The organism is Nocardiopsis sp. FIRDI 009, from assembly GCF_003386285.1.
Classification (GTDB): domain Bacteria; phylum Actinomycetota; class Actinomycetes; order Streptosporangiales; family Streptosporangiaceae; genus Nocardiopsis.
Genome location: NZ_QPNC01000001.1, coordinates 184,156 through 209,675 on the forward strand (window position 1 = coordinate 184,156; position 25,520 = coordinate 209,675).

Genomic DNA, 25,520 nt, shown 5'->3' on the forward strand with positions numbered 1-25,520 from the left:
AGGGGACACGGCCCTAGGGTGAGGGGGCGCCGCACTGCCCCGGGTCGGGGCAGTGCGCCAGGGCGGTGGCGCGCTCCTCCCGTCGCTCCTCGTTCAGGAACGTCAGGAGCAGGCGGGGGCAGTGGAAGGTCGTGCCGTCGTCGGTGTCGAGCAGGTGCAACGACGTGAGGTGGTCGAGCAGGTCCTCGGTCTCCCGGCGGGGCATCCCGGCCAGGTCGGCCACCTCCTCCACACCGAACCCCCGGGGGCCCAGGGTCGAGACCGCGCGCAGGACGCCCGCCTCGGTGTCCGTGGCCGGGGCGAGGGCGGACTCCAGGGACGCGCGTACCGAGAGCGCGCCGAACCGGAGTTCGTCCAGCAGGTTCCGCTCGTCCGTGAGCCGGTCGCGCAGCCACCGCAGGGGCCGGTGCTCGGCGGCGGCGAGCCGCGCGCCGACGGTCCGCAGCGCGAGCGGCAGCCCCTCGCACAGGTGGGCGAGGGCGTCGGCCGCCTCGGGCTCGGCCGCCACCCGCCGGGTGCCGATGCTCTCGGCGAGGAAGGCGTGGGAGTCGGACCGGGACAGCGCCCCCAGGGGGAGGCGGACGACACCGGCGAGCTCGGCCAGCGCGAGGCGGCTGGTGATGATCATGCCGTTGCCCGTTCCGCGTGTGAGCAGCGGCTCCAACCGGTCGGCGGACGGGACGCCGTCGAGGACGACCAGGACCCGGCGGTCGGCCGTGACCCGCTGGAAGGCCTCGGTCAGCCGGTGGGGCTCACCGGGGACGTCGTCCTCGGGGACGCCGAGGGACCGGAGGAAACGGGTGAGGACGTGCTCGGGGGCCGGATCCTCGCTCAGGTCGGCGTAGAGCGTGCCGTCGGGGTAGGCGGGCGCGAGCTCGCGCGCGGCGGCCACGGCCAGGGCGGTCTTGCCGACGCCGGGACGACCCGTGACGCACACGGCCCGGACCGCGTCCGGTACGCCCGAGGTGAGCGTGTGCCGGATCGTGTCCAGTTCCGCCCCGCGCCCGATGAGGCGGCACGCTCCGGCCGGTAGCGCGCGCGGTACGTGCCGGGGGCGGTCGACCGGACGAGAGGGCTCCGCGCCGTGCTGGGTGATGCGCTGGTGGAGTCGCCGGAGCTCGGGACCCGGGGGGCGGCCGAGGGCGTCCTCGAAGATCTCGCGGCCGTCGTGGTAGACGTCGACGGCCTCGGCGCGCCGCCCGGAGCGGTGGAGGGCGAGCATGAGCTGGCCGCGCAGCCGTTCGTTGAAGGGGTCCTCCCGGACGAGGGGGCCGAGCTCCACGGCGAGCGCGTCGTGCCACCCGAGTTCCAGCTCGACGTCGACGCGCTCCAGGACCGCCGTGCCGCGCAGGTCGCCGAGGCGGAGGGCCTCGGCCTCCAGGGTCGGGGTCCGTACGTCCGCCAGCGCGTGGGGGCCGCGCCACAGCCGGTCCGCCTGTCGGTACAGACTGGCGGCCAGGTGGGGTTCCCCGCGGTCGACGGCGGCGCGCGCCTCCGCCAGGTGCCGTTCGAACGCCCAGGCGTCCACGTCCGTGGACCCGGCCCGGATGGTGTATCCGGCGCCGACGGTCTCGATGACGTCGCCGAGTTTGGCCAGACGCCGGCGGAGACCGCTCACCAGGATCTGGATCTGTTTGCGCGCCGTGCCCACGGGCATCTCGCCCCAGACCTCCTCCACGAGGGTGTCGACCGGGACGATCCGTCCGGCGTTGACCAACAGCATCGCGAGAACGACAGCCGAGTTGCCCTGTGGAACTCTGATCCACTTGTCAGGGTCCTCGTAGCCGAGGGGACCCAGGATCACGAAGGGCACGTCAGCCTCCCACGAGTAGTCAGAAAACTACACATGTTACTCAATGTCGTCAGATACTTACTATGGGAATGGTATTGCGTGCCAACATCGGTGTCCATTTCCTCAATGGCCACATCGGGCCAAGGGGCCCCGGGCGGGCCGAGGCGCGGCGGGAAGCCCCGGGCGGGCGCCGTTCAACGATCCGTGGCCCGCGTCCGGGACCGTGCGACCAGGACGACGACCGCGCAGGCGAGGAGGGCGAAGGTCGTGTTCTCGGCCGCCGAGATGTCACTCCGCCACGAGTCGAGGGGGCGGCGGACCAGTTCCGCGGCGACCATCAGGACCAGCACCGACGCCAGCATCGGCCGGGTCCGGGACAGGAAGCCGGTGGCTCCGGCGATCACACCGCCGACCATCGCGACACCGAGCGTCGCCCACAGCACCGCATGGGCCATCGGTGGTACGGCGCCGAGGCGGGGGGCCGGGAGCGCGTGGAGCCATCCGTGCACCTCGTGGGTGACGAACGCGGTCACCATGAAGACCGTTCCCAGCGCGATCGCCCAACCGATCGAGGCGGGCTCCCGCCGACCGAGCGCGAACGGGACCCAGAACCAGACCACCAGGCTGTTGGCCACCCCGCCCGCGTACTGGGCGGTCGCGCTCCACACCGTGTGGTCGACCAGTCCGTCGGGCGGGACCCCGTTGCTCGTCCCCGACAGGAAACCCACGAGAAGGCCGCTGAGGACTGTGGCCGCGAGTGGGATCGCTCGGTCGCGCATTGCTCCCCGCTTCGTTGGACTCGACGGTGACGGGTCGGCGGCGGGGGCGGCCCCTCCCGGCACGGTTCCGGCGCCGGGGGCGCTCCTCGCCCCCGGCGGTGATCGGCGGTATCGGTTACCGCTCGGGCTCGAACCACACGGCGCCGAGCGGCGGCAGCGTCACCTCCGCCGAGAACGGCTGGCCGTGCCAGCCCGGCTCCTCAGCGGTGACGTGGGTCGGCGCGGGGTGGCCGGAACCGCCGAACCTCGGGTCGTCGGAGTTGAGTACGCAGTTCCACCGCCCGGCGACCGGCAACCCGGCCCGCCAGCCCGGACGCGGCACCGGTGAGAAGTTCACCGCGCAGGCCAGCACCGACCCGTCCTCGCCGTACCGCAGGTACGACAGCGTGTTCCCCTCGCGGTCACCGCCGTCCAGCCATCGGAACCCCGCCGGGTCGGTGTCCAGCGACCACAGGGCCGACCGCGGTCGGTAGGCGTCGTTGAGCGCCCTGACCAGTCGTTGCACCCCCGCGTGGTGGTCGAACCGGAGCAGCCACCACGGCACCCCGGTCTCGTGCGACCACTCGTCCCCCTGGGCGATCTCCCCGCCCATGAACAGCAGCTGTTTGCCCGGGTGCGACCACATGTACCCCAGCAGCGCGCGTACCGTCGCCGTCCGCTGCCACTCGTCCCCCGGCGCCTTGTTGAGCAGGGACTGCTTGCCGTGCACGACCTCGTCGTGCGACAGCGGGAGCACGTAGTTCTCGCTGTAGGCGTACACCATCGAGAACGTGACCTCGTCGTGGTGGTACTGCCGGTGGATCGGCTCCTTCCTGACGTACTCCAGGGTGTCGTGCATCCACCCCATGTTCCACTTGAACCCGAACCCGAGCCCTCCGTGGTCCACCGGCCGGGTCACGCCCGGGTAGGCCGTCGACTCCTCCGCGATCATCATCGCGCTCGGGTTGCGGCGGTAGACGGTCGTGTTCAGCTCCCGGAGGAAGTCGATCGCCTCCAGGTTCTCCCTCCCGCCGAGGACGTTGGGCTCCCACTGGCCGGAGTCGCGCGAGTAGTCCAGGTAGATCATCGACGCCACCGCGTCCACCCGCAGCCCGTCGACGTGGAACTCCTCCAGCCAGTACAGCGCGTTGGCGATGAGGAAGTTGCGCACTTCCGTGCGTCCGTAGTTGAAGATCAGCGTCCCCCAGTCGGGGTGCTCCCCCCGGCGCGGGTCGGGGTGCTCGTACAGCGCGGTTCCGTCGAACCGCGCCAGCGCCCACTCGTCCCTGGGGAAGTGCGCGGGGACCCAGTCCAACAGCACGCCCACCCCGGCCCGGTGCAGCGCGTCCACCAGGTACCGGAACTCGTCCGGTGACCCGAAGCGCGGCGTGGGAGCGTAGTAGGAGGTCACCTGGTAGCCCCAGGACCCGTCGAACGGGTACCCCGCGACCGGCAGGAACTCCACGTGCGTGAACCCCAGGTCGGTGACGTACTCGACCAGTTGCTCCGCCAGTTCGGCGTAGCCCAGTCCCGGCCGCCACGACCCCAGGTGCACCTCGTACACGCTCATCGGCGCGCGGTGCGGTTCCACGCCCTTGCGTTCGGCCATCCACGCCTGGTCGCCCCACTCGTGGGCGGACGTGGTCACGATCGACGCCGTCGACGGCGGCAGTTCGGTCCGGCGCGCCATCGGATCGGCCTTGTCCCGCCAGTGCCCGTCGGCCCCCAGCACCTGGAACTTGTACAGGTCCCCGTCGCCCATCCCGGGCACGAACAGCTCCCACACGCCGCTGGCCCCCAGGCTCCGCATGGGGTGGCCGACGCCGTTCCAGCAGTTGACGTCCCCGATCAGGCGGACCCCGCGCGCGTCCGGAGCCCACACCGCGAACCCGGTGCCGGACACCTCGCCCATGGGCGTGTCGACGGTGCGCACGTGGGCGCCCAGCGCGCGCCACAGCTCCTCGTGCCGTCCCTCGCCGATCAGGTGGAGGTCGAGGTCGCCCAGTGTGGGGGTGAACCGGTAGGGGTCGGCGGTCACGTGTTCGGGGCCGTCGGCCTCGTACCGGGCGGCGATCCGGTAGTCGGCCGGGGAACCCAGGGCGGTTTTCGTGACCCGTCCGGCGAACACCCCCCGGTGCAGGTGGTCGAGGGCGACACGGGTGCCGTCGGACAGGACGGCGTGCACCTCCAGCGCACCCGGGCGCAGGGCCCGCACGACCGTGGTCCGGCCGGTGGTGTGCACCCCCAGCAGCGAGTGCGGATCGTGGTGGTGTCCGTCCACCACCCGGTCCAGGGCTGCGAGGAGTTCCGGGTCGGGTGCCGTGGCGCGCGGCCGGCGGGCGGTCGTGGGGCGTCGGCGGGGCGCGGCCGAGGCGGCGGTGGTCGGTCGGGTGCGCGGGCGCGGTTCCCTGCGGGGCGTGGTCAAGACGGCTCCGTCGTGGTTGTGGTCGTGGTGGTCGGTCGGGTGGGTGGCACCGCACGGGGCCGCCACCCCGGGGTGCGGGGTGGCGGCCGGTGCCCGGGTCAGCCGGGCACGGGCGGCGCCGCGGCCGCCGTGGCGGTGGAGACGGCCGCGGCGATGGAGTCGAGCGGCACCCGCAGCCAGTCGGGCCGGTTCCGTGCCTCGTACAGCACCTCGTACACGGCCTTGTCGAACTCGAAGGCCCGCAGCGCCGTGAGGTGCTCGTCCGGGTCGAGGCCGCCCGCGTCGGCGTACCCCGCGCAGAACGCGGCCCTGTTGTTGCGGGCCCAGGCGCGGGCCGCCCATTCCAGTCCGGGGTCGTCCGGGTGCCGGACCAGCAGGTACCCGGCGGCGTAGTCGAAGGAGCGGAGCATCCCGGCCACGTCCCGCAGGGGGCTGGTCAGCCGCTGGCGTTCCCGTACGGACACCGTGGGCTCGCCCTCGAAGTCCAACAGCACCCACCCGGACGCGGTGCGGATCACCTGCCCCAGGTGGTAGTCGCCGTGGATGCGCTGGATCGACAGCGGCTCACCCAGCCGGGCGAACTCGGTGTAGGCCGACATCACCCGGGGCGCGTACTCCGCCAGTTCCGGTACCTCTCCGCTGGCCAGGGCCAGGCGTTCGATCATCGCCTCGGCGAGTTCGGCGGTCGAGTTCGCCGACAGCACGTCCGTGGGCAGTGTCCGAGCCAGGGAGCCGTGCACCTCGGCCGTGGTCCGGCCCAGCCGCTCGGCCTGAGCGGTGAACGCGTCCTCGCCGTCGGCCCCGGACCCGCCCAGCAGCGCCCTGACGCTCCTGGTGGCCAGGACCCAGCCGTCCGTGGCCTGCGGGACGTAGGACTGGAGCATCGCCAGGGTGGTGGGTTCCTGGTAGCCGGGCAGGTCCGCCTCGATCCACCCGCAGGTACGCGCGACGCACGGCGAGCCGGTCAGCGCCATCGTCAGCTCCAGGTCCGGGTTGCGCCCCGGCCAGAGCCTGCGGAAGGTCTTCAGGACGTAGTCCTCCCCGAAGACCAGGGACGTGTTGGACTGCTCCCCGGTCAGGACCCGGCCGCGCGAACCGACCCGGACCGGGGCCCCGGGAAGGGTCCGGAACCGGACCCCGCTCGTGTCCCCGGGGCCGGTCGGGGCGGCGAACCGTTCGAGCAGGGCGGCGGTCAGCTCACCGTCGTGCGAGGCGTCGTAGACCGCGCGCGGACGGCCGCCGCCCACACGGCACACGCCGATGGTCTCGGCGGCCAGCTCCCCCGGCAGGGAGCGGGGCGTCCGCGACCCCAGCAGCACCTGGTACCGGGAGCGGCGACCGCGCTGTTCGGCCTCGACGACGACGAGGTCCAGGCCGGGGCCGTCGCCGCGGGTGGACACCAGGGTGTGCCTGCCCGTGACACGCAGGTCGTGGATGGGAACGCCCTTGCCGGAGAACCAGCGTTGTCGGGGCAGCCAGGCGGCCAGGAGTTCTTCGAGTTTCGACATGTCAGCTCGGCCTGTTTCCCTTCCCGCCGCCACCCCTGTCGGAGCGCTCCGCCACCGGGCCCGGGGAACCCGGAACGGGGGCGGCGGCCCACGCGGCGGCGTCGGCCGGGCCCTCGTGGTGTGCGGAGACACGACCCGCCGGAGTGCTGGGCGTCGTGGTGACTGTGGTGTGGTGCTCCGCTGCACGGTCCCGGCCGGTGTCCGTCACCCCGGTCGGAGCGGTGTCGGCGGCCCGCACGCGGATGCCGGCCGCGGGCAGGCCGTAGGACGGCACGCCGTCGTGGTCGCGCCCGTTCGGCCCCGCCGAGGTCTCGGCGGGCAGCTGGAACCAGTAGAAGCCGTGCCCGGGCAGGGTGAGCAGGTACGGGAGTTCGCCGATCTCCGGGAACCGCACGCCGCCGACGCACTCCACGGGGCTGACCCCGGCGTACCGGGCCAGGTCCAGTTCCACCGGCTGCGGGAACCGGGAGAGGTTGTTGACGCACAGCATGCGGTCGTCGCCGTGCTCGCGGATGAACGCCAGGATGCTCGGGTTGGTGGCGTTGAGTTCGGCGAACTCGCCGGTGCCGAACACGGGGTGGCGTTTGCGGATCTGGATCATCCGGCGGGTCCAGTGCAGCAACGAGCCGGGGTTGTCGCGCTGGGACTCGACGTTGAGCGCCTGGTACCCGTAGACCGGGTCCATGATCAGCGGCAGATAGAGCCGGGCGGGGTCGCCTCGGGAGAACCCGGCGTTGCGGTCCGAACTCCACTGCATGGGCGTGCGCACCGCGTCGCGGTCGCCGAGCCAGATGTTGTCGCCCATGCCGATCTCGTCGCCGTAGTACAGCACCGGTGAACCGGGCAGTGAGAGCAGCAGCGCGGTGAACAGTTCGATCTGGCCGCGGTCGTTGTCCAGCAGCGGGGCGAGCCGCCTGCGGATCCCCACGTTGGCGCGCATGCGAGGTTCCTTGGCGTACTCGGAGTACATGTAGTCGCGCTCCTCGTCGGTGACCATCTCCAGGGTCAGCTCGTCGTGGTTGCGCAGGAAGATCGCCCACTGGCAGTTCCGCGGGATGGGCGGCGTCTGGGCGAGGATCTCCGAGATCGGGAAGCGTTGCTCCTGGCGCACCGCCATGAACATCCGCGGCATGAGCGGGAAGTGGAAGTTCATGTGGCACTCGTCGCCGCCCGACTCGAAGTCGCCGAAGTAGTCGACGACGTCGGACGGCCACTGGTTGGCCTCGCTCAGCAGTACCCGGTCGGGGTAGAGGCGGTCCACCTCGGCGCGCACCCGCTTGAGGAACTCGTGGGTCTCCTTGAGGTTCTCGCAGTTGGTGCCCTCGCGCTCGTACAGGTAGGGCACCGCGTCCAGACGGAAACCATCGATGCCCAGGTCGAGCCAGTAGCGCAGGACCTCCAGGATCGCCTCCTGGACGGCCGGGTTCTCGAAGTTGAGGTCGGGCTGGTGGGAGAAGAACCGGTGCCAGTAGTACTGTCCGCGGACCTCGTCGTAGGTCCAGTTGGACGTCTCGGTGTCGACGAAGATGATGCGCGCCTCGTCGTAGCGGTCGTCGGTGTCCGACCACACGTAGAAGTCGCCGTAGGGTCCGTCGGGGTCGGTCCGGGATGCCTGGAACCACGGGTGCTGGTCGCTGGTGTGGTTCATGACCAGGTCGGTGATGACGCGGATGCCGCGCCGGTGCGCCTCGTCGAGGAGCTCCACGAAGTCGGCGGTCCTGCCGAACTCCGGGAGGATCGTGAAGTAGTCCGAGATGTCGTATCCGCCGTCGCGCAGCGGCGACTGGTACATCGGCAGCAGCCAGACGCAGTCGATGCCGAGCCACTGGAGGTAGTCCAGCTTCTGCACCAGCCCGGCGAGGTCGCCGGTGCCGTCGCCGTTGGAGTCGAAGAAGCCGCGGGCGAGTACCTCGTAGAAGACGGCGTGTTTGTACCAGTGGGGGTCACTGGCACCACCTGAGGACATGAGCGGGCCGGTGGCGGCCCCGGTGGCTGGGGCGAGCGGACCGTGCTGGGCGTCGCCGCCGGGTCCGGACTCGTCTGTGCTCATCAACTGCTCCCCACCAAGAAAGGTTCGACATCGGATCACGGGGCGTTCCGGACCGGGGGCCGGCGCGGCGGCCGACCCCCCTGCGTCCGGGGCCGCTATCTGCCGGTGGTGGTGAAGACGTGCGCGGGGGCGATCGCCGGGTCGAGGCGGACGTAGTTGTCCGCGCCCCAGGTGTGGGTGCGTCCGGACAGCGCGTCGGTCACCGTGAGTTCCTCCTCCCAGGTGCGGCCGATGGACGGCAGATCCAGGTGCACCGTCGCCTCGCGGGTGTGGTGCGGGTCGAGGTTGACGACCGTGATGACCAGGTCGTCGGGGTCGCCGGGGCGTTCACCGGGCCGGTGCTTGGAGAAGCAGAGCAGTTCCGGGCGGTCGACGTGGTGGAAGCGCAGGTTGCGCAGTTCGCGCAGGGCCGGGTGTTCGCGGCGGAGCCGGTTGAGGGTGGTGATCAGCCCGGTCAGGGTGGTGCCGGCGGCCTCCGCGGCGGCCCAGTCCCGGGGGCGGTACTGGTACTTCTCCGAGTCCAGGTACTCCTCGCTGCCGGGTGCGGCGGGCACGTTCTCGCACAGTTCGAACCCGGAGTAGATCCCCCAGGTCGGCGAGAGCAGCGACGCCAGGACGGCGCGGACGGCGAAGGCGGGCCGCCCGCCGTGCTGGAGGTAGGCGTGCAGGATGTCGGGGGTGTTGGCGAAGAGGTTGGGCCGCAGGTAGTGGGCGGTCTCCTGGCTGAGTTCGGTGAGGTAGTCCTGGATCTCCTCCTTGCCGTTGCGCCAGGTGAAGTAGGTGTAGGACTGGTGGAAGCCCACCTTGGCCAGGGTCCGGAGCATGGCCGGGCGGGTGAAGGCCTCGGCCAGGAAGAGGACGTCGGGCCGCTCGCGGGCGACGTCCGCCAGCAGGCGCTCCCAGAAGGCGACCGGCTTGGTGTGCGGGTTGTCGACCCGGAAGATCCGCACCCCGTGGTCGATCCAGTGCCGCACGGTCCGCAGGATCTCGGCGTACAGGCCGTCGGGGTCGGTGTCGAAGCAGAGCGGGTAGATGTCCTGGTACTTCTTGGGCGGGTTCTCGGCGTGGGCGATGGAGCCGTCGGCGCGGCGGGCGAACCACTCGGGGTGCTCGGTGACCCAGGGGTGGTCGGGCGAGCACTGCAACGCCAGGTCCAGGGCGATCTCCAGACCGTGGTCGGCCGCCTCGGCGACGAACGCGTCGAAGTCGGCGAGGGTGCCCAGGTCGGGGTGGACGGCGTCGTGTCCGCCGTCGGCCGACCCGATCGCCCAGACCGACCCGGGTTCGCCGGGGGCGGCGGTCAGGGCGTTGTTCGCACCCTTGCGGTGCGTGGTGCCCACCGGGTGGATCGGTGGCAGGTAGACCACGTCGAAGCCCATGTCGGCGATGGCGGGCAGCCGTTTGGCGGCGCTGGCGAAGGTGCCGGAGCGTTCGTGCCCGGGGGCGGTGTCGATCTGGGCGCCCTCGGACCGGGGGAAGAACTCGTACCAGGAGCCGAAGAGCGCGCGTTCGCGGTGCACGACGACCCGGGTCCGCTTGGAGCGGGTGACGAGTTCGCGGATGGGGTGGTCCGCCATCCAGGTGAGGACCTCGGGGGTCACGGCGGCGGCGAAGCGTTCCAGGGGAGGCGACGAGGTGTCGCGCAGGATCTTCGCCGCCCTGGTCAGCGCGGGTTTGCGGGGGACGCGGCGGCCGGCGCGGGCGAGGAGGCGCGCGCCCTCCTCCAGCACGAGCTCGGTGTCCTGGTTCAGGGGGAGCTTGATCTGGGCCGTCCGGTGCCAGGTGGTGAAGGGGTCGGTCCACGCCTCGACGGAGAAGGCCCAGGCGCCCTCGCCCGGGAGGCTGATCTCGGCCTCGTGGCGGTCGGTGCCGGGGGCGCGTTCGCGCATGGGCACGAGCCCCTCGCGGCGGCCCCGGGGCGAGTACAGGACGACGCCCGCCGCGAGCGAGTCGTGGCCCTCGCGGATGACCGTCGCGCCCACGGTGAAGCGTTCACCGGGAACGGCTTTCACGGGTCCGAGATCGTTGTCTGGAGAGATGTCGAGTATGGGCAGGCGTCCGATCACTGGCTACACCGTAATTGTCGTGGTTCGGGCGTTGTGGACTGCGGGCGGCTGGGTCCCGGATGGAAATAACACGTAGTTAATGCAAAGAAAGGCAGGGTTAACGAACAGGCCGGGCAAAACTGTCCGGATTGCGGCTTCGGTGCCCTCCGCTGTCTATCGTCTGCCCTCCTGCGGGGTTTGGCGGAGTGTCGGGGCCGGATAATTTCTGTGATTCTCGTCACACTGGCCGCCGGGGTCTGTGCCTGGTATTTGGCCGGTTTCACCTGGGCAAACTTCTCAAATGGTGCATAAGGCAACAGTCGATTCAGGGGTCTCTGTGGATGGTTCGCTCAGTTCTCTGGAGAAAAGTCGGAAAACTCCGCGGTCGTGTTGTGCTCTGTGTTGCTCTGGGTAGGGATCATCGAATGCGGTCCTGGTTTGCGAGGTCGTATTCCGGACAGGCCCAGGAGTCCGGCGTGTCCCCATGAAAGCGCGCGCATCGGATCCGTCCCGCGGGGTCGCGGCGCCCCTCTGTCCGTGATCTCTCTTGATGTCGAGTCTTTTCGTGTGTGCTTCCTTGGTGTTTCGGAGATTTACGGAGAGGTGTCTCTTATGGTCGATCTGGGTGCTTTGGCATGAATTGAGGAATCTTTTTGGAGACACGCCAGGTATGTCGGTCCTCCCTTTGCCGGCCCCTTGGGAGGGTGGTCGGCGCAGTGTCCGTCACCCGTCGAGCGGGGCGGGCGCCACACGGCGTGAGGGGGCGACGTGACGGGGTCGATCCGGAGACGAACACCGCGCGCGGAGGGAACGCGTTCCCTCACGCGGCTGGTCGGGGTCGCGGTGGTGGCGGGGCTGCTGGTGGCGGCTCTGCTCCTGCCGTGGGTCGGGGCGGCGGGGATCATCGGCCGCGACACCGCGGCCCTCTTCATGGCGATGCCCGACGACCTGGAGGTGCCCCGACTGTCGGAGCGGGTCGTGCTCACCGACACCGACGGTCGGCCGTTCGCCGAGATCGCCGAGCGCGAGCGCGAGGTCGTCTCCCTCGACGAGATCAGCCCGTGGGTCACCGCGGCGCTTCTGGCGGTCGAGGACGAACGCTTCCACGAGCACCACGGATTCGACCCGCGCGGTGTCCTGCGCGCTGCGGTGCTCACCTCCCTGGGGCACACGCAGGGCGGCTCCACCCTCACCCAGCAGTACGTGAAGAACCTGCTCATCGAGACGGCGGGGAGCGAGGAGGAGGCCGCGCGCGCGAGCGAGCGGAGCCTCGCGCGCAAGCTGGTCGAGCTCCGCTACGCGGTCGGCCTGGAGCGGCGGCTGACCAAGGACGAGATCCTGGAGGGCTACCTCAACCTCGCCTACTTCGGCGCGGGGGCGCACGGGATCGAGATGGGCGCGCGGCGGTACTTCTCCGTGCCCGCCGCCGACCTCGATCCGGCGCAGGCCGCGCTGCTGGCCGGGCTGGTGCGGGCGCCCTCGTACTACGATCCGCTGACCAACCCCGAGGCCGCCCGGAGCCGACGCGACCTCGTCCTGGACCGGATGGTGGCCGTGGGGTCGCTGACCCGGGAGGAGGCCGATCGGTACGCGGCCGAGGACCTGGGGCTGGACCCGACCCCGCGCGGCGGAAGCTGCTACCACAGCGAGTACCCGTTCTTCTGCGACTACGTCATGCACTGGCTGCGGCGCACGGATGTGCTGGGCGACACCGAGGAGGAACGGCTGCGGATGCTGCGGCAGGGCGGACTGACCGTCCGGACCACCCTGGACACGGACATGCAGGAGGCGGCGCGGGAGGCGGTCCTCCGGCACGTGCCGAACGACGGCTCCACGCGCTTCGCCGCCCAGGCACTCGTCGAACCCGGCACCGGGCGGGTGCGGGCGCTCGCCCAGAACCTGCGGTACGGCTTCGACGAGAACGATCCGGGCACGACCGCCATCAACCTCGCGGTCGACCGGCGCGACGGCGGGACCACCGGATACCAGGCGGGGTCGACGTTCAAGACGTTCACCCTCGCCGCCGCGCTCGACGCCGGGCTGGACTACGGGACCAGTTTTCGGTCGCCCGGAAACAAGACGATCACCGGTCTGAGGAACTGTGACGGCGGCCGGATGGAACCGTGGAGCGTGCGCAACGCGGGAGAGAGCAACTCGGGTACGCACACCATGGTCACCGCGACCCGGGGGTCGGTGAACACCTACTTCGCGCAGCTCCAGCGCCGGGTGGGCCTGTGCGAGACGGCGACGATGGCCGAGCGGGCGGGCGTCCACCGCGCCGACGGGCAGCCGCTCGGGGTGTGGAGCTCGTTCACCCTGGGGGACCAGGAGGTCTCCCCGCTGACCCTGGCCGCCGCCTACGCCACGTTCGCCGCCCGGGGCGTGCACTGCGTTCCGGCGCCGGTCGACGCCGTGGTCGTCGACCGGCCGGGTGAGGAGGACGACGAGGAGATCCCGGTCGAGGCCGAGTGCGAGCGCGCGGTCGACCAGCGGGTGGCCGACGGGGTGAACCACCTCCTCCAGGAGCCGTTCAACGGGGGGACCGCGCGCGGCCTCGGCATCGGGCGCCCGGCGGCGGGCAAGACGGGCACGACCGACGGGGCCGCCTACGCGTGGTTCGCGGGGTACACGCCGAACCTGGCCGCGGCGGTGGCGGTCGGCGACGTGCGGGGCGGTGAGCGCCACCCGCTCCAGGACGTGACCATCGGCGGCCGGTACTACGGGATCGTCTACGGCGGGACCGTGCCCGGACCGATCTGGCGGGACACGATGAGCGCGGCCACGGCGTCGCTCCCGGCGGAGGGGTTCGCGGCCTCGCCCAAGGCCTTCGGCGACCCGGACGCCGAGCCGTCCGGCGACGGCGCCGACGGGGGCGACGGCGGTGGGGACGGCGACGGATAGGCGGCGCCCCCAGGGCCTTGGGGAGGCGGCGGACGCTCCCCGGGACGGGCCGCTGGCGGAGTGTTCGGGGTGGTGTGTGTCACTACCAGGCAGTATGTGCCGCATAATGGTTCATAACCGACAGGGGAGCGCATGGGCGCTGAGAGTGCGGCACCGTCGCCGCAGACCCTTACACACCTGATCTGGGTAGTGCCAGCGAAGGAAGTCGTAGGAACCGTCACCGGTGGCGTGTCTCCCGCGCACCGGTACGTCTTCGGTGCGCGCCGCACGGCCATCGGGGCGCTCTTGGCCGCATGACCCCTCGTCACCCCCGACGAAGGGACAGGAATGGGTACCGACACCGGCCGAACCGGGTACAGGGAACAGATCGTCGACGGGATCCGCGGCTGGCGGACGGTCGACATCGTGGTCGCCGCCGTCATCGGCGTCGCGATCGGCGTCGTCTTCTGGCTGTGGAACATCGTGTGGACGGTCACGACCCCGCTGTTCGTGGGCTTCCCGCCCGGGCAGGCGGTCGTCTACGGCATGTGGCTGATCTCCGGCGTCCTGGGCGGCCTCATCATCCGCAGGCCCGGCGCCGCCCTCCTCACCTCGATCGCCGCAGCCTCCGTCTCCGCCGTGCTGGGCACCCAGTGGGGGATCATGGTCATCCTCGACGGCGCCCTCCAGGGCATCCTGCCCGAGCTGGTCTTCCTGGCCTTCGGCTACCGCCGCTGGGGCATGGGCGTGGCCGTGCTCGCCGCCGCCGTCGCCGGGATCTCCCCCGCCATCCGCGACAACATCACCTACAACGTCGCCTGGCCGATCGAGTTCAAGCTCGCCTACGGCGCCATCGTCATCGTCAGCGCCGCCGTCATCGCCGGTGTCGGCGCCCGCCTGATCACCACCGCGCTCGCCAGGACCGGCGCGCTGGCCCCCTTCCCGTCGGCCAGGGGCTGACCGGGATGGGCGAGCGCCTCCGCCCCGGCGGAGGGCCCGGCGCGCGCGTCGAGCTCTCCGGCTGGGGCTGGCAGCACTCCGGACGCGACACCCACGCCCTGCGCGGTGTCGACCTGACCATCGAACCCGGCGAGCGCGTCCTCCTGCTCGGCGCCTCCGGAGCGGGCAAGTCGACCCTGCTGCACTCCCTCGCCGGACTGACCGGACCCGACAGTGCCATCAGCGGCGACCAGGAGGGCACCCTGCTGGTGGACGGCGAGCCCGCCGACCGGCGGCGCGGCCTGGTCGGACTGGTCAGCCAGGACCCCGAGACCCAGCTGGTGATGGCGCGGGCCGGGGACGACGTCGCCTTCGGCCTGGAGAACCTCGGTGTGGAGCCCGGCCTCATCTGGCCGCGCGTCGACGCCGCCCTCGCCGAGGTCGGCTTCCCCTACGGGCGACGCCACTCGACCGGCGCCCTGTCCGGCGGCGAGAAGCAGCGTCTGGTCATCGCGGGGGCCCTGGCCGTGCGCCCGCGCCTGCTGCTCCTGGACGAGCCCACCGCCAACCTCGACCCCGACGGCGCCGCGCTGGTCCGCGGGGTCCTCCAGCGGCTCCTGGCCGAGACCGAGGCGACGCTCGTCCTGGTCGAGCACCGGGTGGCCGACGTCGTGGACCTGGTGGACCGGGTCGTCGTCCTGGAACCCGGCGGCGGGGTGATCGCGGACGGCGCGCCCGGGGCGGTCTTCGCCGAGCACGGCCCTTCCCTGGCCGCCCAGGGGGTGTGGATCCCCGGACAGGAGCCCGAACCGGACGTGGCCCCGGGGGCCGGTGGCGCCCCCCTGCTGGAGGCGGTCGGCGTCGCCGCGCGCACCCCCGTCGAGCTGGGGACGCGCGCGGCGGCGCCGCGCACCGTGCTGTCCGGGGTCGACCTGCCCGTGGCGGCCGGGACCGCCACCGCGCTGACCGGGCCCAACGGGGCGGGTAAGTCGACGCTGCTGATGATGCTCGCGGGGCTGAGCAGACCCCACCGCGGAGAGGTGCTCCCGCGCGGGCCGCTGGCCGAGGCCGACCGGCGGCCGCTGCGGCGCTGGCCCGCCCGCCGACTGGCCCGGCACGTGGGCACCGTCTTCCAGCACGCCGAGGACCAGTTCGTCACACCCACGGTCCGCGACGAGCTGCTGTTCGCCCCGCTGCGGGCGGGCATGGAGCGGGCCGCGGCCGACGCGTGGGTCGACGAGCTGCTGGAACGGCTGCGCCTGACCAGACTCGCCGACGTGCACCCCTACACGCTCTCCGGCGGCGAGAAGCGCCGCCTGTCGGTGGCCACCGCGCTCAGCTCCGGACCCGCCCACGCCCCGGACGTCCTGGCCCTGGACGAACCGACCTTCGGCCAGGACACCCGGACGTGGACCGAGCTGGTGGAGCTGCTGGGGGCCCTGCGGGCCGAGGGGCGGGCCGTGGTCATGGCCACCCACGACGAACTGCTGCTGCGGCACCTGACCGACACGCGCGTGCGGGTGGCCGACGGAGGAGTGGACGCCGCCGTCGGGTCGTGGGGCGGCGCCGGCAGGGACGGGGGGAGCGCGTGAGCGCCGGACGGCGGGCCCGCCCCCCGGGTGACACGGGCGGCGACGCGATGACCCTGGACGTGCCCGACGGGGGCGGCGCCCGGTACTGGATGACGGGGCTCAACCCGGCGGCCAAACTCCTGGCCGCCCTGATCCTCGCCCTGGGGCTGGTGCCCGCCGTGGACGCAGTCACCGGAGGCGTGGTGCTGGCCGCCGTGCTGCTGTCGGTGCCCTTCAGCGGGATCGACCGGCGCACGCTCCTCGTCCTGGGCGGCCCCTTCCTCCTCATGGGGCTGTCCAGCGGGCTGGTCAACTACCTGTACGGCGAGCACGGCCTGGAGGGGGCGGTGGGCGCCGCCGTCCGGCTGCTGGCGATCGCCCTGCCGGGGTTGCTGGCCGCCGCCAGCAGCGACCCCACCGAGATGTCGGACGGACTCGTCCAGAAACTGCGGGTGCCCGAACGGCCCGCGATGGGCGTGCTGGCGGCCCTGCGGCTCATCCCGCTGCTCGCCCACCAGTGGCGCACCATCAGCCTGGCCCGGCGGGCGCGCGGCCTGGAGGCCGGACGCAATCCGTTCCGGGTGGTCCCGCTGTTCTTCGGGCGGTTGTTCGCGTTGCTGGTGCGCTCGATCCGGACCGGAACGCTGCTGGCCACCGCCATGGACGCGCGCGCGTTCGGCACCGGCCCCCGTTCCCGGGCCCGGACCAGCCACTGGCGCCGCGCGGACACGGCGCTGCTGGCGACCGTGGTCGCGCTGCTCGTTGCGGCCTACGCGGTCTCCTGGCGTCTGGGGGCCCTGGTGCTGCTCTTCTCGTGACCGGGGTGATAGGTAGTCCACATAGTAGGTAGTCCGAAGACATCGTCGTCGAACGAATGAGGTGGAACCCGTGGGCGAGTTCGTGCGCGTGGAGATCGACAAGGAGCACCCCGCGGTCGCCGTGATCCGGGTGGACCGGCCCAAGGCGCTCAACGCGCTGAACGCACAGGTGACGGGGGAGATCGCGGAGGCCGCCGCCGCGGTGTCGGCGGACGCCGCCGTGCGCTCCGTGGTGCTCTACGGCGGGGAGCGCGCCTTCGTGGCCGGAGCCGACATCAAGGAGATGGCGGATCTCACCCACGCCCGGATGCTGGAGTACTCACGCGGCCTCCAGAACGCCCTGACGGCCGTGGCCCGCATCCCCAAGCCGGTCGTGGCGGCCGTGAGCGGGTACGCGCTCGGCGGCGGCTGCGAGCTCGCGCTGGCCGCGGACTTCCGGGTCGCCGGGGCCAAGGCGAAGCTGGGTCTGCCCGAGATCACGCTCGGCGTCATCCCGGGGGCGGGCGGCACCCAGCGGCTGCCGCGCCTGATCGGCCCGGCCAAGGCCAAGGACCTCATCTTCACCGGCCGCCACGTCCCCGCACGGGAGGCCCTGGAGATCGGCCTGGTGGACGAGGTCGTCGCCGACGAGGAGGTCTACTCCGCGGCCGTGGCGAAGGTCGCCGGATTCGCCGAGGGCCCGGCGGTGGCGCTGGCCGCCGCGAAGGAGACCGTTGACCGGGGCCTGGAGACCGACCTGGACAGCGGCCTGGAGATCGAGCGCCTGCACTTCGCCGGGCTGTTCGCCACCGAGGACCAGAAGAGCGGTATGCGCAGCTTCATCGAGCGGGGGCCGGGCAAGGCCGAGTTCTCCGGGCGCTGACGGCGCGCACACCCCCGCGTGCGCCCGGTTGCGGTGCGGCGGTCACCGGAGCGCGTCCGGTGCCGTCGCCCCGGCCGGGGGCGGGGAATCGGAAGGGAACCGATCGCGCCGATCTTCCGTCATACTCGTGGTGGTCCCCTCCGGAGACGGACCGAGGGGCGGATCGCCGGAGCCCCCACACCCTGGCGGTAGTGAGAAGACCACGGGCCCTGGACGGGTCCACGAGCCAACGACGACCCATCCCCCCGACCGATAGGCTGGGCGAGGCGGAATGCGGTCTTTTGAGGGGATGAGTTCTCGATGGCAATGTCGGCAGGTTTCCCCACGGGTGAGGAGCTGCCGGAGCGCATCGGCCACTACGTGATCCGTCGCCGCATCGGGCAGGGCGGCATGGGCGTGGTGTACCAGGCCGAGGACCCCCGGACCGAGCAGTTCGTCGCGGTGAAGGTCCTCAAGCCCGAGGTGGCGGGTGACCACATCGCCCGCGCCCGCCTCGCGCGCGAGGTCGAGACCATGCGCCGGGTGCACAGCCCCAACGTGGCCGAGGTCATCGACGCGGACACCCAGGCGGAGCTGCCGTGGGTCGTCACCGAGTACATCCCCGGCCCCACGCTGGACGCGACGGTCACCGACCACGGCCCGCTGCGCGGCCGGGCGCTGACGCGCTTCGTCACCGGGCTGGCCCGGGCGATCAAGGACATCCACGCCGTGGACGTGATCCACCGGGACCTCAAGCCCGGCAACGTGATCATCTCCAACGGCGAGCCGATCGTCATCGACTTCGGCATCGCGCACGCGGTCGACGGCGCCAAGCTGACCCAGACCGGCACCTTCGTCGGCACGCCCAGCTACCTGTCGCCCGAGGTCATTGAGGGAACCGACCTGGGTCCGGCCACCGACGTCCACGCCTGGGGCGGGACGGTCGCCTTCGCCTGCACCGGACGCCCACCCTACGGCGCGGGGTCGTTCGAGGTCATCTTCTTCCGCATCCTCAACGGCGAGATCGACATGGACGGGATGCACGAGGCGCTGCGGCCGCTGGTCACCGCCGCCGTCTCCCGTGACATGGCCCGTCGACCCACCGCGGCGGAGCTGGTCGAGCGGGCCAGCCAGCTCAACCTGGACCTGCCCTGGACCGAGGACACGGAGACCGGGGCCACCGGCCTGACCGGCAACCACACCGTGTACGGCGCGCCCGTCGACGACCCGGGGAACCCGGGCGGCGCCGGTGGAGCGGCGGCGGCCGGTGCGGCGGGCGCCGCGGCCGGCGGAGCCGCGGACTACCTGGCCAACCGGGCCGCCCACGGCGACGCGGGATGGAGCCCCTCGCGCACCGCCGGCGGCGCGACGCAGCCGCCGACCGCGAGCTCCTGGACGGAACCGGTCGATCCCGTGCGCGCGGACGCGGACGACCGGCGCCAGGACGGGCAGGACGCCACGGACGACCTGTCCGGACTGGCCCCGGCGGGCCGCGAGCCGCACGAGGAGGCCGCGCACGCCTCCGGCGGCCTCCAGGGGACCCAGCGGATCGACCCGTTCGGCTCCGAGGGCGCGGCCGACCCGCAGGGGACGCGGCGGATCCGGCCGGACGAGATGCCCGACCACGATGACGTGCAGGGGACGCAGAGGCTCGACCCGGTGGCCGGGGACCCGCAGGGGACCATGATGATGCCCCCGCAGGACCAGCGGCCGGTCGAGAACCGTACGACGGCCTACGAGGCGCCGGAGAACGACGCGCCGCAGACGCGGTTCTTCAACACCCCCCTGAGCGAGGGCGACTTCGGGGACATCCTGACGCCGGTCGAGCGCGACGGGCGCTCCCAGCGCCAGACGCAGGAGTTCGACGGGGACGACTACGGCGACTACGAGGAGGGGCGCGGCGGTCTGCTGGGCCGGTTCCGGAGCGGCCGGAGCGACCGCCTGGGCGACTACTTCCGCGGCGGGGCCGACGAGTACGACGACGAGTACGAGGACGGCTACGACCACCCCGGGTGGCGGATGCATCCGCTCACGCTCATCCCGATCATGGTGGCGCTGGCCGGTGTCGCGCTGTGGTTCCCGTGGTTCGGCTTCGGCCTCGGCGTGGTGGTGATCTCGATCCTGTCGGCGCTGGACGTGGTCAAGGCCGAGCACGCGCGACGCCTCCAGACGCGCGGCCCGCGCGACTCCGACACCATGGTCGTGGCGTTGAGCTTCCCCTGGGCCCTGGGGCGGATGCTGGTGCGCACCCTCGGGTTTTGTCTGATCTACCTGATCGGCGGGATCCTGGTCGGGATGGTCTACGCGCAGTTCGCCCCCGTCGGGGACGAGGGAGCGAACTGGACCGGCGCCTTCGCCGTCTTCGTGATGGTGCTGCTGAGCTACATCATGCCGAGCGGCCGTTCCGCCCGCCACCAGGCGGTGTGGCTGGTGCAGCGGGTCCGGTTCACCAACATCTACCTCTACATCGGCGTGGTCGTGGCGACGGTCCTGCTCATGATGTTCATCCTGTCCATCGGGCTGACCGCCGCACCGCTCTGGGACCCGCTCGGCGGGCCCTCGGACTGGTTCTCCGGTAACTGAGCTCCGCGGTGAGCGCCCCCGGCCGCCCTTCTCCCCATCGGGAGGAGGGCGTCGTCGTAGGGCGGGCCGGTGTCACCGGGACGCCGGGCGCGGCGGCGCGGAGGCGCCCGCCTATGGTGGGTGGTGGAGGACGGGGAAACCTGTCCGCGGAGGCTCGTGAGGCCAGGTGGAGCCGTGGTTTTCCGGGCCCCCGGGCTCCGCGCTCCCGGGCGAGTGAGGTATTCCTAAGTTGATCCGGGGGGCGCGGGTTGGTTGTGAAGCTACTAGCCAGTAACATCTGGGTATAGAGCACACCGCGGGACGGGGTTGACGTGAACGCCGGACCCGCCGTCGGATGACCGAACGGCATTCGGCATTGTTGGCAGTACGGGGCGCGCCAGCGTCCGCTCCGCCGCACGGCGGATCATGGAGTGCAGGGAGGTCGGCCACCGGCCATGAATATTGTCGTTTTGGTCAAGCAGGTCCCGGACACGGCGACCGAACGGAAGCTCAACGCCGATGACAAGACGCTCGACCGAGCAGCGTCCGACGGCGTCATCAACGAGCTCGACGAGTACGCCATCGAAGAGGCGCTCCTGCTCAAGGAGAAGCACGGCGGCGAGGTCACCATCCTGACGATGGGCCCCGACCAGGCCACGGACTCCATCCGCAAGGCCCTGTCCATGGGCGCGGACAAGGCCGTCTTCGTCAACGACGACGCGCTCCACGGCTCGGACGCGCTCCAGACCGCCTACGCGCTCGCGCAGGCCCTGGGCACCATCGAGTACGACCTGGTCGTCCTCGGATCCGAGTCCACCGACGCGCGCACCGGCGTCGTCGGCGCCGCGCTCGCCGAGTACCTCGGCCTGCCGCAGCTCACGCTCGCGGGCAAGGTCGACGTCGACGGCGGCGCCATCAAGATCCAGCGTCAGACCGACTACGGCTACGACGTCGTCGAGGCCCAGCTCCCGGCGGTCGTCTCCGTGGTCGAGAAGATCAACGAGCCGCGCTACCCGTCCTTCAAGCTCATCATGCAGGCGAAGAAGAAGCCGGTCGACAAGAAGTCGGCCGCCGACGCGGGTATCGACACCGGCAGGGTCGGTCTGGCGAACGCCACCACCGAGACCGTCGACTTCGCCGCCGCGCCGCCGCGCGCCGCGGGCACGATCATCAAGGACGAGGGCGACGGCGGCGCGAAGATCGCCGACTTCCTCGCCGAGAAGAAGTTCGTGTAGGCCAGGCGAGAGACTCAGGAAGGTTCAAGGATTATGGCTGAGGTCCTCGTCCTCGTCGACCACGTCGACGGACAGGTCAAGAAGGTCACCACCGAGCTGCTGACCGCGGCCCGCCGCATCGGCGAGCCCGCCGCGGTGTGGGTCGGTGACGGCGCCGAGTCGGGCAAGGCCACGCTGGCCGAGTTCGGCGCCGAGAAGGTGTACGTGGCTCCGGCCGAGCTGAACGACTACGTCGTCGCTCCCAAGGCCGAGCTGCTCGCCAAGCTGGCGCAGGAGAAGTCCGCCGCCGCGATCCTGGTCTCGGCCACCGCCGAGAACAAGGAGGTCGCCGGTCGGACCGCCGTGAAGCTGGGCTCCGGTGTGCTCACCGACGTCGTCGACGTCAACGCCGAGCTGGTCGCCGAGCACAGCATCTTCGGTGGCGCCACCGTCACGCACGCCCGCGTGAGGACCGGCGTTCCCGTGATCGCGGTCCGCCCGAACTCCGTCCCGGCCGAGGCCGCCGCCGGCGCCGCCGCCGAGGAGGCGGTCTCCGTGGAGCTGTCCGACGCCGCCAAGACCGCCAAGGTCGTCGAGCGCGTCGTGCAGGAGAAGGGCGCCCGCCCGGAGCTCACCGAGGCCGCGATCGTGGTCTCCGGTGGCCGCGGTGTGGGTTCGGACGACTTCTCCGTGGTGGAGAACCTGGCCGACTCGCTCGGCGCCGCCGTGGGCGCGTCCCGCGCCGCCGTCGACTCGGGCTGGTACCCGAACCAGTTCCAGGTCGGTCAGACCGGTAAGACGGTCAGCCCGAACCTGTACATCGCGCTGGGCATCTCCGGTGCCATCCAGCACCGCGCCGGTATGCAGACCTCGAAGAACATCGTCGCGGTCAACAAGGACCCCGAGGCGCCGATCTTCGAGCTCGCCGACTTCGGTGTCGTGGGCGACCTGCACACGGTCGCCCCGGCGCTGACCGAGGAGATCAACAAGCGCAAGTAGTTCGCGCCCGGTTCCCGAACGCCCGGCCAGGGGGAGTGCCCCCGGCCGGGCGTTCGTGTGTCAGCGGGAGGGCGTCCCCTCGGGCCACACGCAGGGGGAGGAGGCGCTGATGGAGAGGCTCCCCTCGTCGCTGGTCCGAACGCCGACGCGGAAGGAGTCCTCCTCGTGCTCGACCGTGACCGACAGCGAGTCCGGGCGTTCGTCCCTCATCACCCGGTAGCCGTTGCCGGTCCAGTACTCGTGCATCAGCTCGATGTTGGCCTCGTTGTCCTCGACCGGCAGCCCTCGGATCCAGAAGGTCTCGCTGACGGTCACACGGTCCCTGGAACCACCGTCCGTGGGGTCGTCGCAGGCGGCGAAGAGGGTGCCGCGCCGGGTCTCGAGTTCCGCCTCCTCGGGCAGGGCGGTCAGGGCGGCGTCGATGTGCTCCTGGACCTTCGTGGCCGCCTGGTCCTGGGTGATGGTGGTCTCGTTCATCGCTGTGCTCCCGTCGCCAGTCGTGCCGCAGCCGCTCACCGCCAGTGCGAGGGCGATGGCGCAGATCGTGTACGTCCGTGGGTTCATGTGCTCCGTGTCCTAGTGCTTACCGGCGATGACCTGGCCCATGTACTCCAGGGAGGACGAGTTCCGGTCGAAGTACTCCGAGTGGGCGTCCCCCAACGGGAACTGGCCACCCTCGCTTCCCGGGTCCGACGCGAACCCGGTCGCTCCGAAGTCCGGTTCTGTCGGGTCGGGACCGTGCGTGAACCCGGTGAAGTTGGTGATGCCGTCGTTCTCCGCCGTCGACACGTGCACGTTCTCTGGGGCGAACCCCAGCTCGGAGACGTGGTCGGCGTTGGCTCCGGGGCTGCCGACCATGACGATCTCGTCGGCGTCGAGCCCGCCGTCGCTCTGCGCGGTGTGACCGACCACCGTGGTCCCGTAGCTGTGTCCGATGACGGTGTTGTGGGAGGGCGACGTGTTCTCGTGGGTGGCGCGCAGTCCGTCCTGGAAACTGCTCAGTTCGTCGACCGCGCCCTCGGCTCTGCCCGCGAAGGCCGCCTCCGTGACGCTGGGCGCGTCGTATCCGATCCAGCTGATGACGGCGTGGTCGCCGCTCTCGCTCGCGTCGGTGGCCGCTTCCAGGAGGGCGTCGCCCCGGTTGATCTGACCGTTGATGCTCTGCCACGTGGTGGTGGTGCCCGGAACCAGGGTGGCGACGTTGTCCGCTGTGTCGGGGTTGCCGTTGGCCACGATCGCGCGCCCGTCGCCCTCGGTGTCCAGGGCGAGCAGGTACCGGTCGGCGTTCTCGTCGTTGAGGTTGTCCCGCAGAGCGGTCAGCGTGTCCAGCCGCTCCTCCAGCTCGCTCAGGTCGCTGTTCGCGCTGAACACCCCGACCTCCCCGCCGGGGACGCCCAGGGACTCCCGGGCCTCGTCCAGCTCCTCCCGCTGGTCGGTGATCTCCTCCTCCAACCGCGCGATCTCGTCGTCCAGGTACTCCTGGTTGAGCTGGTCGCGGACGGTCGTGGGGATACCGTCGAGCTCGCGGAGGAGATCGGCGTGGTCCTCCATCGCCTGCCGCTGTTCCTCCTCGGTCATGGAGGTCCACCACAGATTGACGACGGCGGGGTCCTCGTCGCCGGTCAACTCGTCCGGGACCATGCTCGGGACGGCGTCCCCGAAATAGCCCAGCTGGGCGCCGGTGAGGAGGCCGGACTCGACGAGCCGCTCCAGGGTGGCCTGACCGGGGCCGTCACGCAGGTCCTTCTTCGCCTGGTCGGCCCGCTCCATCAGGGTCTCCCAGTGCCCCGAGTGCTCGCCGAGCAACTCCTCGCGGAGGTTCTCCAGCCGTTCGACCCTCAGGGACTCGCTGAGTCCGGACCCGAGGATGGAGTCACCGGCGGAGTAGTCGTCGACGGCGGACTGGGCGGCTGAGTACTCCTCGTCCCAGCGCTGCTGGATCCTGGCCCGCTCGGTGCGGTAGTCCTCGACGTCGCTCGCCCACAGACGGAGGGTGGCGGCTCCGTAGGTCAGTGCCTTCGTGGCCTCCTCCCACGCCATCAGTTCCGTGGACGAGGCCGTGACGATGTCCCAGGCGATGAGGTCGGTGAACTCACCCGCGCTGGAGCGGAAGCTGGTGTCCGCCGTCTTCGCGTCACCGAGCATGGTCTGTCTGAGCTGGTCGAGGTCGTCGGCTCCCGCCTGGATCGCGGCGACGTCGGCCTCGATGTCGGCGGGCAGCCCCAGGGAGAGGTCGGCGATGTCGGTCATGGTGGGGGTGTCTCCGAGGGTCCGGGCGCAGGCGGGGTCCGGGCTCGCGCTGTGGGCGAGAGGTCAGAAGTTGATCTGGATGTCGAGGGCCTCCAGACCCTCCTGGTATTCCTCGGCGTTCTCGTGGTCGGTGTCGGTGATCGCCAGGTCGGCTCCCTGGACGTTCTGGGCGAGGTTGATGCCGTTCTGCGCGACCCGGCTGATGTGCTCCAGGGTCGTGTCCTCGAAGTCGGAGACGCCCGGAGACACGTGTTCGGAGACCGCGGACCGAAGCTCTGAGGTGATGGCCTCCAGGTCGGTGCCGAGGTAGACCATGGCCTCGGAGAGGGCCTCGGCCTGCTCGGCCTCGGACATCGCCTCGACGGGATTCACACCTGATTCGGACATGGGGGACTCCGTGGTTCTGGGAGGGATCGGACGGAAGACTACCCCACGCGCGTGCTGTGCTCCCTGACGAATCACACATGTCGGGAAGCGCTACGGTGGACGCCCTTCGGAGGTACGGGTGGGAGAGGTGGACGATGGGGCTGAGGCGGTGGCTCGGACTTCGGTCCGGCGGGAGCGCGGGGCCACGCACACCTGAGGAGCGGCGCGAGCTGGAGGAGCGTCGCGTGGCGGAGGAGGAGCGCCTCCTGGCCGAGACGCAGCGCCAGTGCGACAGGATCCACGCCCAGTTCCGGGAGCTGGTCCTCCGGCTGCCGCTCGACAGGCGGCCCGAGATGCCCGCCGAGCCGCCGCGGTTCGCCAGCATCGAGGAGGGGCGGGCGTACATGGATCGGATCCGAGCCCTGCTCAGGGGCTGATCAGGCGGCGTTTCCACTGCTCGCGGTCGGGGTAGACGAGGCGCACCGGCTCCGAACGGGGGAGG

Annotated in this window: 18 protein-coding genes and 1 riboswitch; of the genes, 9 read left to right on the forward strand and 9 right to left on the reverse strand. The window is 71.4% G+C overall.

The window, feature by feature from the left end; all coding sequences use genetic code 11:
• Positions 1–13 precede the first annotated feature (13 nt).
• The 6 genes from DVR05_RS00795 to DVR05_RS00820 all read right to left on the reverse strand — a co-directional run bounded on the left by DVR05_RS00795 (position 14) and on the right by DVR05_RS00820 (position 10,599).
• A complete protein-coding gene (locus DVR05_RS00795) occupies positions 14–1,813 on the reverse strand; it encodes an AfsR/SARP family transcriptional regulator (RefSeq protein ID WP_116243826.1) in 1,800 nt (599 codons plus the stop codon).
• A 173-nt stretch (positions 1,814–1,986) separates the two neighbouring features.
• A complete protein-coding gene (locus tag DVR05_RS00800; protein WP_116243827.1) occupies positions 1,987–2,571 on the reverse strand; it encodes a hypothetical protein in 585 nt (194 codons plus the stop codon).
• Between the two features lie 115 nt (positions 2,572–2,686).
• A complete protein-coding gene (glgB, locus tag DVR05_RS00805; protein WP_394341603.1) occupies positions 2,687–4,843 on the reverse strand; it encodes a 1,4-alpha-glucan branching protein GlgB in 2,157 nt (718 codons plus the stop codon).
• 230 nt (positions 4,844–5,073) lie between these two features.
• On the reverse strand, positions 5,074–6,483 hold the full coding sequence (locus DVR05_RS00810; RefSeq protein WP_116243828.1) for a phosphotransferase: 1,410 nt from the start codon (positions 6,481–6,483) through the stop codon (positions 5,074–5,076).
• Position 6,484: 1 nt separating this feature from the next.
• Positions 6,485–8,533, reverse strand: coding sequence for a maltose alpha-D-glucosyltransferase (gene treS / locus DVR05_RS00815; RefSeq protein WP_116243829.1), 2,049 nt, complete (start codon positions 8,531–8,533; stop codon positions 6,485–6,487).
• 95 nt (positions 8,534–8,628) lie between these two features.
• Complete coding sequence (locus tag DVR05_RS00820) at positions 8,629–10,599, reverse strand: alpha-1,4-glucan--maltose-1-phosphate maltosyltransferase (RefSeq protein WP_116243830.1); 1,971 nt, start codon at positions 10,597–10,599, stop codon at positions 8,629–8,631.
• A 747-nt stretch (positions 10,600–11,346) separates the two neighbouring features.
• Here DVR05_RS00820 and DVR05_RS00825 point away from each other — a divergent pair.
• The 8 genes from DVR05_RS00825 to DVR05_RS00860 all read left to right on the forward strand — a co-directional run bounded on the left by DVR05_RS00825 (position 11,347) and on the right by DVR05_RS00860 (position 22,402).
• Complete coding sequence (locus tag DVR05_RS00825; RefSeq protein ID WP_116243831.1) at positions 11,347–13,479, forward strand: transglycosylase domain-containing protein; 2,133 nt, start codon at positions 11,347–11,349, stop codon at positions 13,477–13,479.
• Between the two features lie 112 nt (positions 13,480–13,591).
• Positions 13,592–13,700, forward strand: a riboswitch (TPP riboswitch).
• A gap of 106 nt (positions 13,701–13,806) precedes the next feature.
• The gene (locus DVR05_RS00830; protein ID WP_116243832.1) at positions 13,807–14,418 is read left to right on the forward strand and encodes an ECF transporter S component; all 612 of its coding nucleotides are present in this window, start codon (positions 13,807–13,809) and stop codon (positions 14,416–14,418) included.
• 5 nt (positions 14,419–14,423) lie between these two features.
• Complete coding sequence (locus DVR05_RS00835; RefSeq protein ID WP_116243833.1) at positions 14,424–15,989, forward strand: ABC transporter ATP-binding protein; 1,566 nt, start codon at positions 14,424–14,426, stop codon at positions 15,987–15,989.
• Positions 15,990–16,036: 47 nt separating this feature from the next.
• On the forward strand, positions 16,037–16,786 hold the full coding sequence (locus tag DVR05_RS00840; RefSeq protein WP_116243962.1) for an energy-coupling factor transporter transmembrane protein EcfT: 750 nt from the start codon (positions 16,037–16,039) through the stop codon (positions 16,784–16,786).
• 70 nt (positions 16,787–16,856) lie between these two features.
• Positions 16,857–17,648: an enoyl-CoA hydratase/isomerase family protein gene (locus tag DVR05_RS00845; RefSeq protein WP_116243963.1), complete on the forward strand. Its 792-nt coding sequence runs from the start codon at positions 16,857–16,859 to the stop codon at positions 17,646–17,648.
• Positions 17,649–17,948: 300 nt separating this feature from the next.
• Entirely contained in the window at positions 17,949–20,210 is a 2,262-nt protein-coding gene (locus DVR05_RS00850) for a protein kinase (RefSeq protein WP_232831907.1), read from the forward strand.
• 434 nt (positions 20,211–20,644) lie between these two features.
• Entirely contained in the window at positions 20,645–21,424 is a 780-nt protein-coding gene (locus DVR05_RS00855) for an electron transfer flavoprotein subunit beta/FixA family protein (RefSeq protein ID WP_198658980.1), read from the forward strand.
• 33 nt (positions 21,425–21,457) lie between these two features.
• On the forward strand, positions 21,458–22,402 hold the full coding sequence (locus DVR05_RS00860) for an electron transfer flavoprotein subunit alpha/FixB family protein (protein WP_116243836.1): 945 nt from the start codon (positions 21,458–21,460) through the stop codon (positions 22,400–22,402).
• 60 nt (positions 22,403–22,462) lie between these two features.
• On the opposite strand, the gene DVR05_RS00865 is transcribed toward DVR05_RS00860, so the two are convergent.
• The 3 genes from DVR05_RS00865 to DVR05_RS00875 form a co-directional block, all read right to left on the reverse strand.
• Positions 22,463–22,966, reverse strand: coding sequence for a hypothetical protein (locus tag DVR05_RS00865; RefSeq protein ID WP_116243837.1), 504 nt, complete (start codon positions 22,964–22,966; stop codon positions 22,463–22,465).
• Positions 22,967–22,978: 12 nt separating this feature from the next.
• Positions 22,979–24,652 (reverse strand): alpha/beta hydrolase, encoded by a 1,674-nt coding sequence (locus DVR05_RS00870; RefSeq protein WP_116243838.1) that lies wholly within the window; start codon positions 24,650–24,652, stop codon positions 22,979–22,981.
• A gap of 63 nt (positions 24,653–24,715) precedes the next feature.
• Entirely contained in the window at positions 24,716–25,039 is a 324-nt protein-coding gene (locus DVR05_RS00875) for a hypothetical protein (RefSeq protein ID WP_116243839.1), read from the reverse strand.
• Between the two features lie 224 nt (positions 25,040–25,263).
• Between DVR05_RS00875 and DVR05_RS26475 the strand changes: the two genes are divergently transcribed.
• Positions 25,264–25,455, forward strand: a complete 192-nt coding sequence (locus DVR05_RS26475; protein ID WP_157982371.1) for a hypothetical protein — start codon at positions 25,264–25,266, stop codon at positions 25,453–25,455.
• The last annotated feature ends 65 nt before the right edge of the window (positions 25,456–25,520 follow it).

Coding starts and splice junctions, on each gene's coding strand:
- DVR05_RS00800 (WP_116243827.1), bottom strand. CDS start 2,571: ATGCGCGACCGAGCGATCCCACTCGCGGCCACAGTCCTCAGCGGCCTT.
- DVR05_RS00810 (WP_116243828.1), bottom strand. CDS start 6,483: ATGTCGAAACTCGAAGAACTCCTGGCCGCCTGGCTGCCCCGACAACGC.
- treS (WP_116243829.1), bottom strand. CDS start 8,533: ATGAGCACAGACGAGTCCGGACCCGGCGGCGACGCCCAGCACGGTCCG.
- DVR05_RS00830 (WP_116243832.1), top strand. CDS start 13,807: ATGGGTACCGACACCGGCCGAACCGGGTACAGGGAACAGATCGTCGAC.
- DVR05_RS00835 (WP_116243833.1), top strand. CDS start 14,424: ATGGGCGAGCGCCTCCGCCCCGGCGGAGGGCCCGGCGCGCGCGTCGAG.
- DVR05_RS00840 (WP_116243962.1), top strand. CDS start 16,037: ATGACCCTGGACGTGCCCGACGGGGGCGGCGCCCGGTACTGGATGACG.
- DVR05_RS00850 (WP_232831907.1), top strand. CDS start 17,949: ATGGCAATGTCGGCAGGTTTCCCCACGGGTGAGGAGCTGCCGGAGCGC.
- DVR05_RS00855 (WP_198658980.1), top strand. CDS start 20,645: ATGAATATTGTCGTTTTGGTCAAGCAGGTCCCGGACACGGCGACCGAA.
- DVR05_RS00860 (WP_116243836.1), top strand. CDS start 21,458: ATGGCTGAGGTCCTCGTCCTCGTCGACCACGTCGACGGACAGGTCAAG.
- DVR05_RS00865 (WP_116243837.1), bottom strand. CDS start 22,966: ATGAACCCACGGACGTACACGATCTGCGCCATCGCCCTCGCACTGGCG.
- DVR05_RS00870 (WP_116243838.1), bottom strand. CDS start 24,652: ATGACCGACATCGCCGACCTCTCCCTGGGGCTGCCCGCCGACATCGAG.
- DVR05_RS00875 (WP_116243839.1), bottom strand. CDS start 25,039: ATGTCCGAATCAGGTGTGAATCCCGTCGAGGCGATGTCCGAGGCCGAG.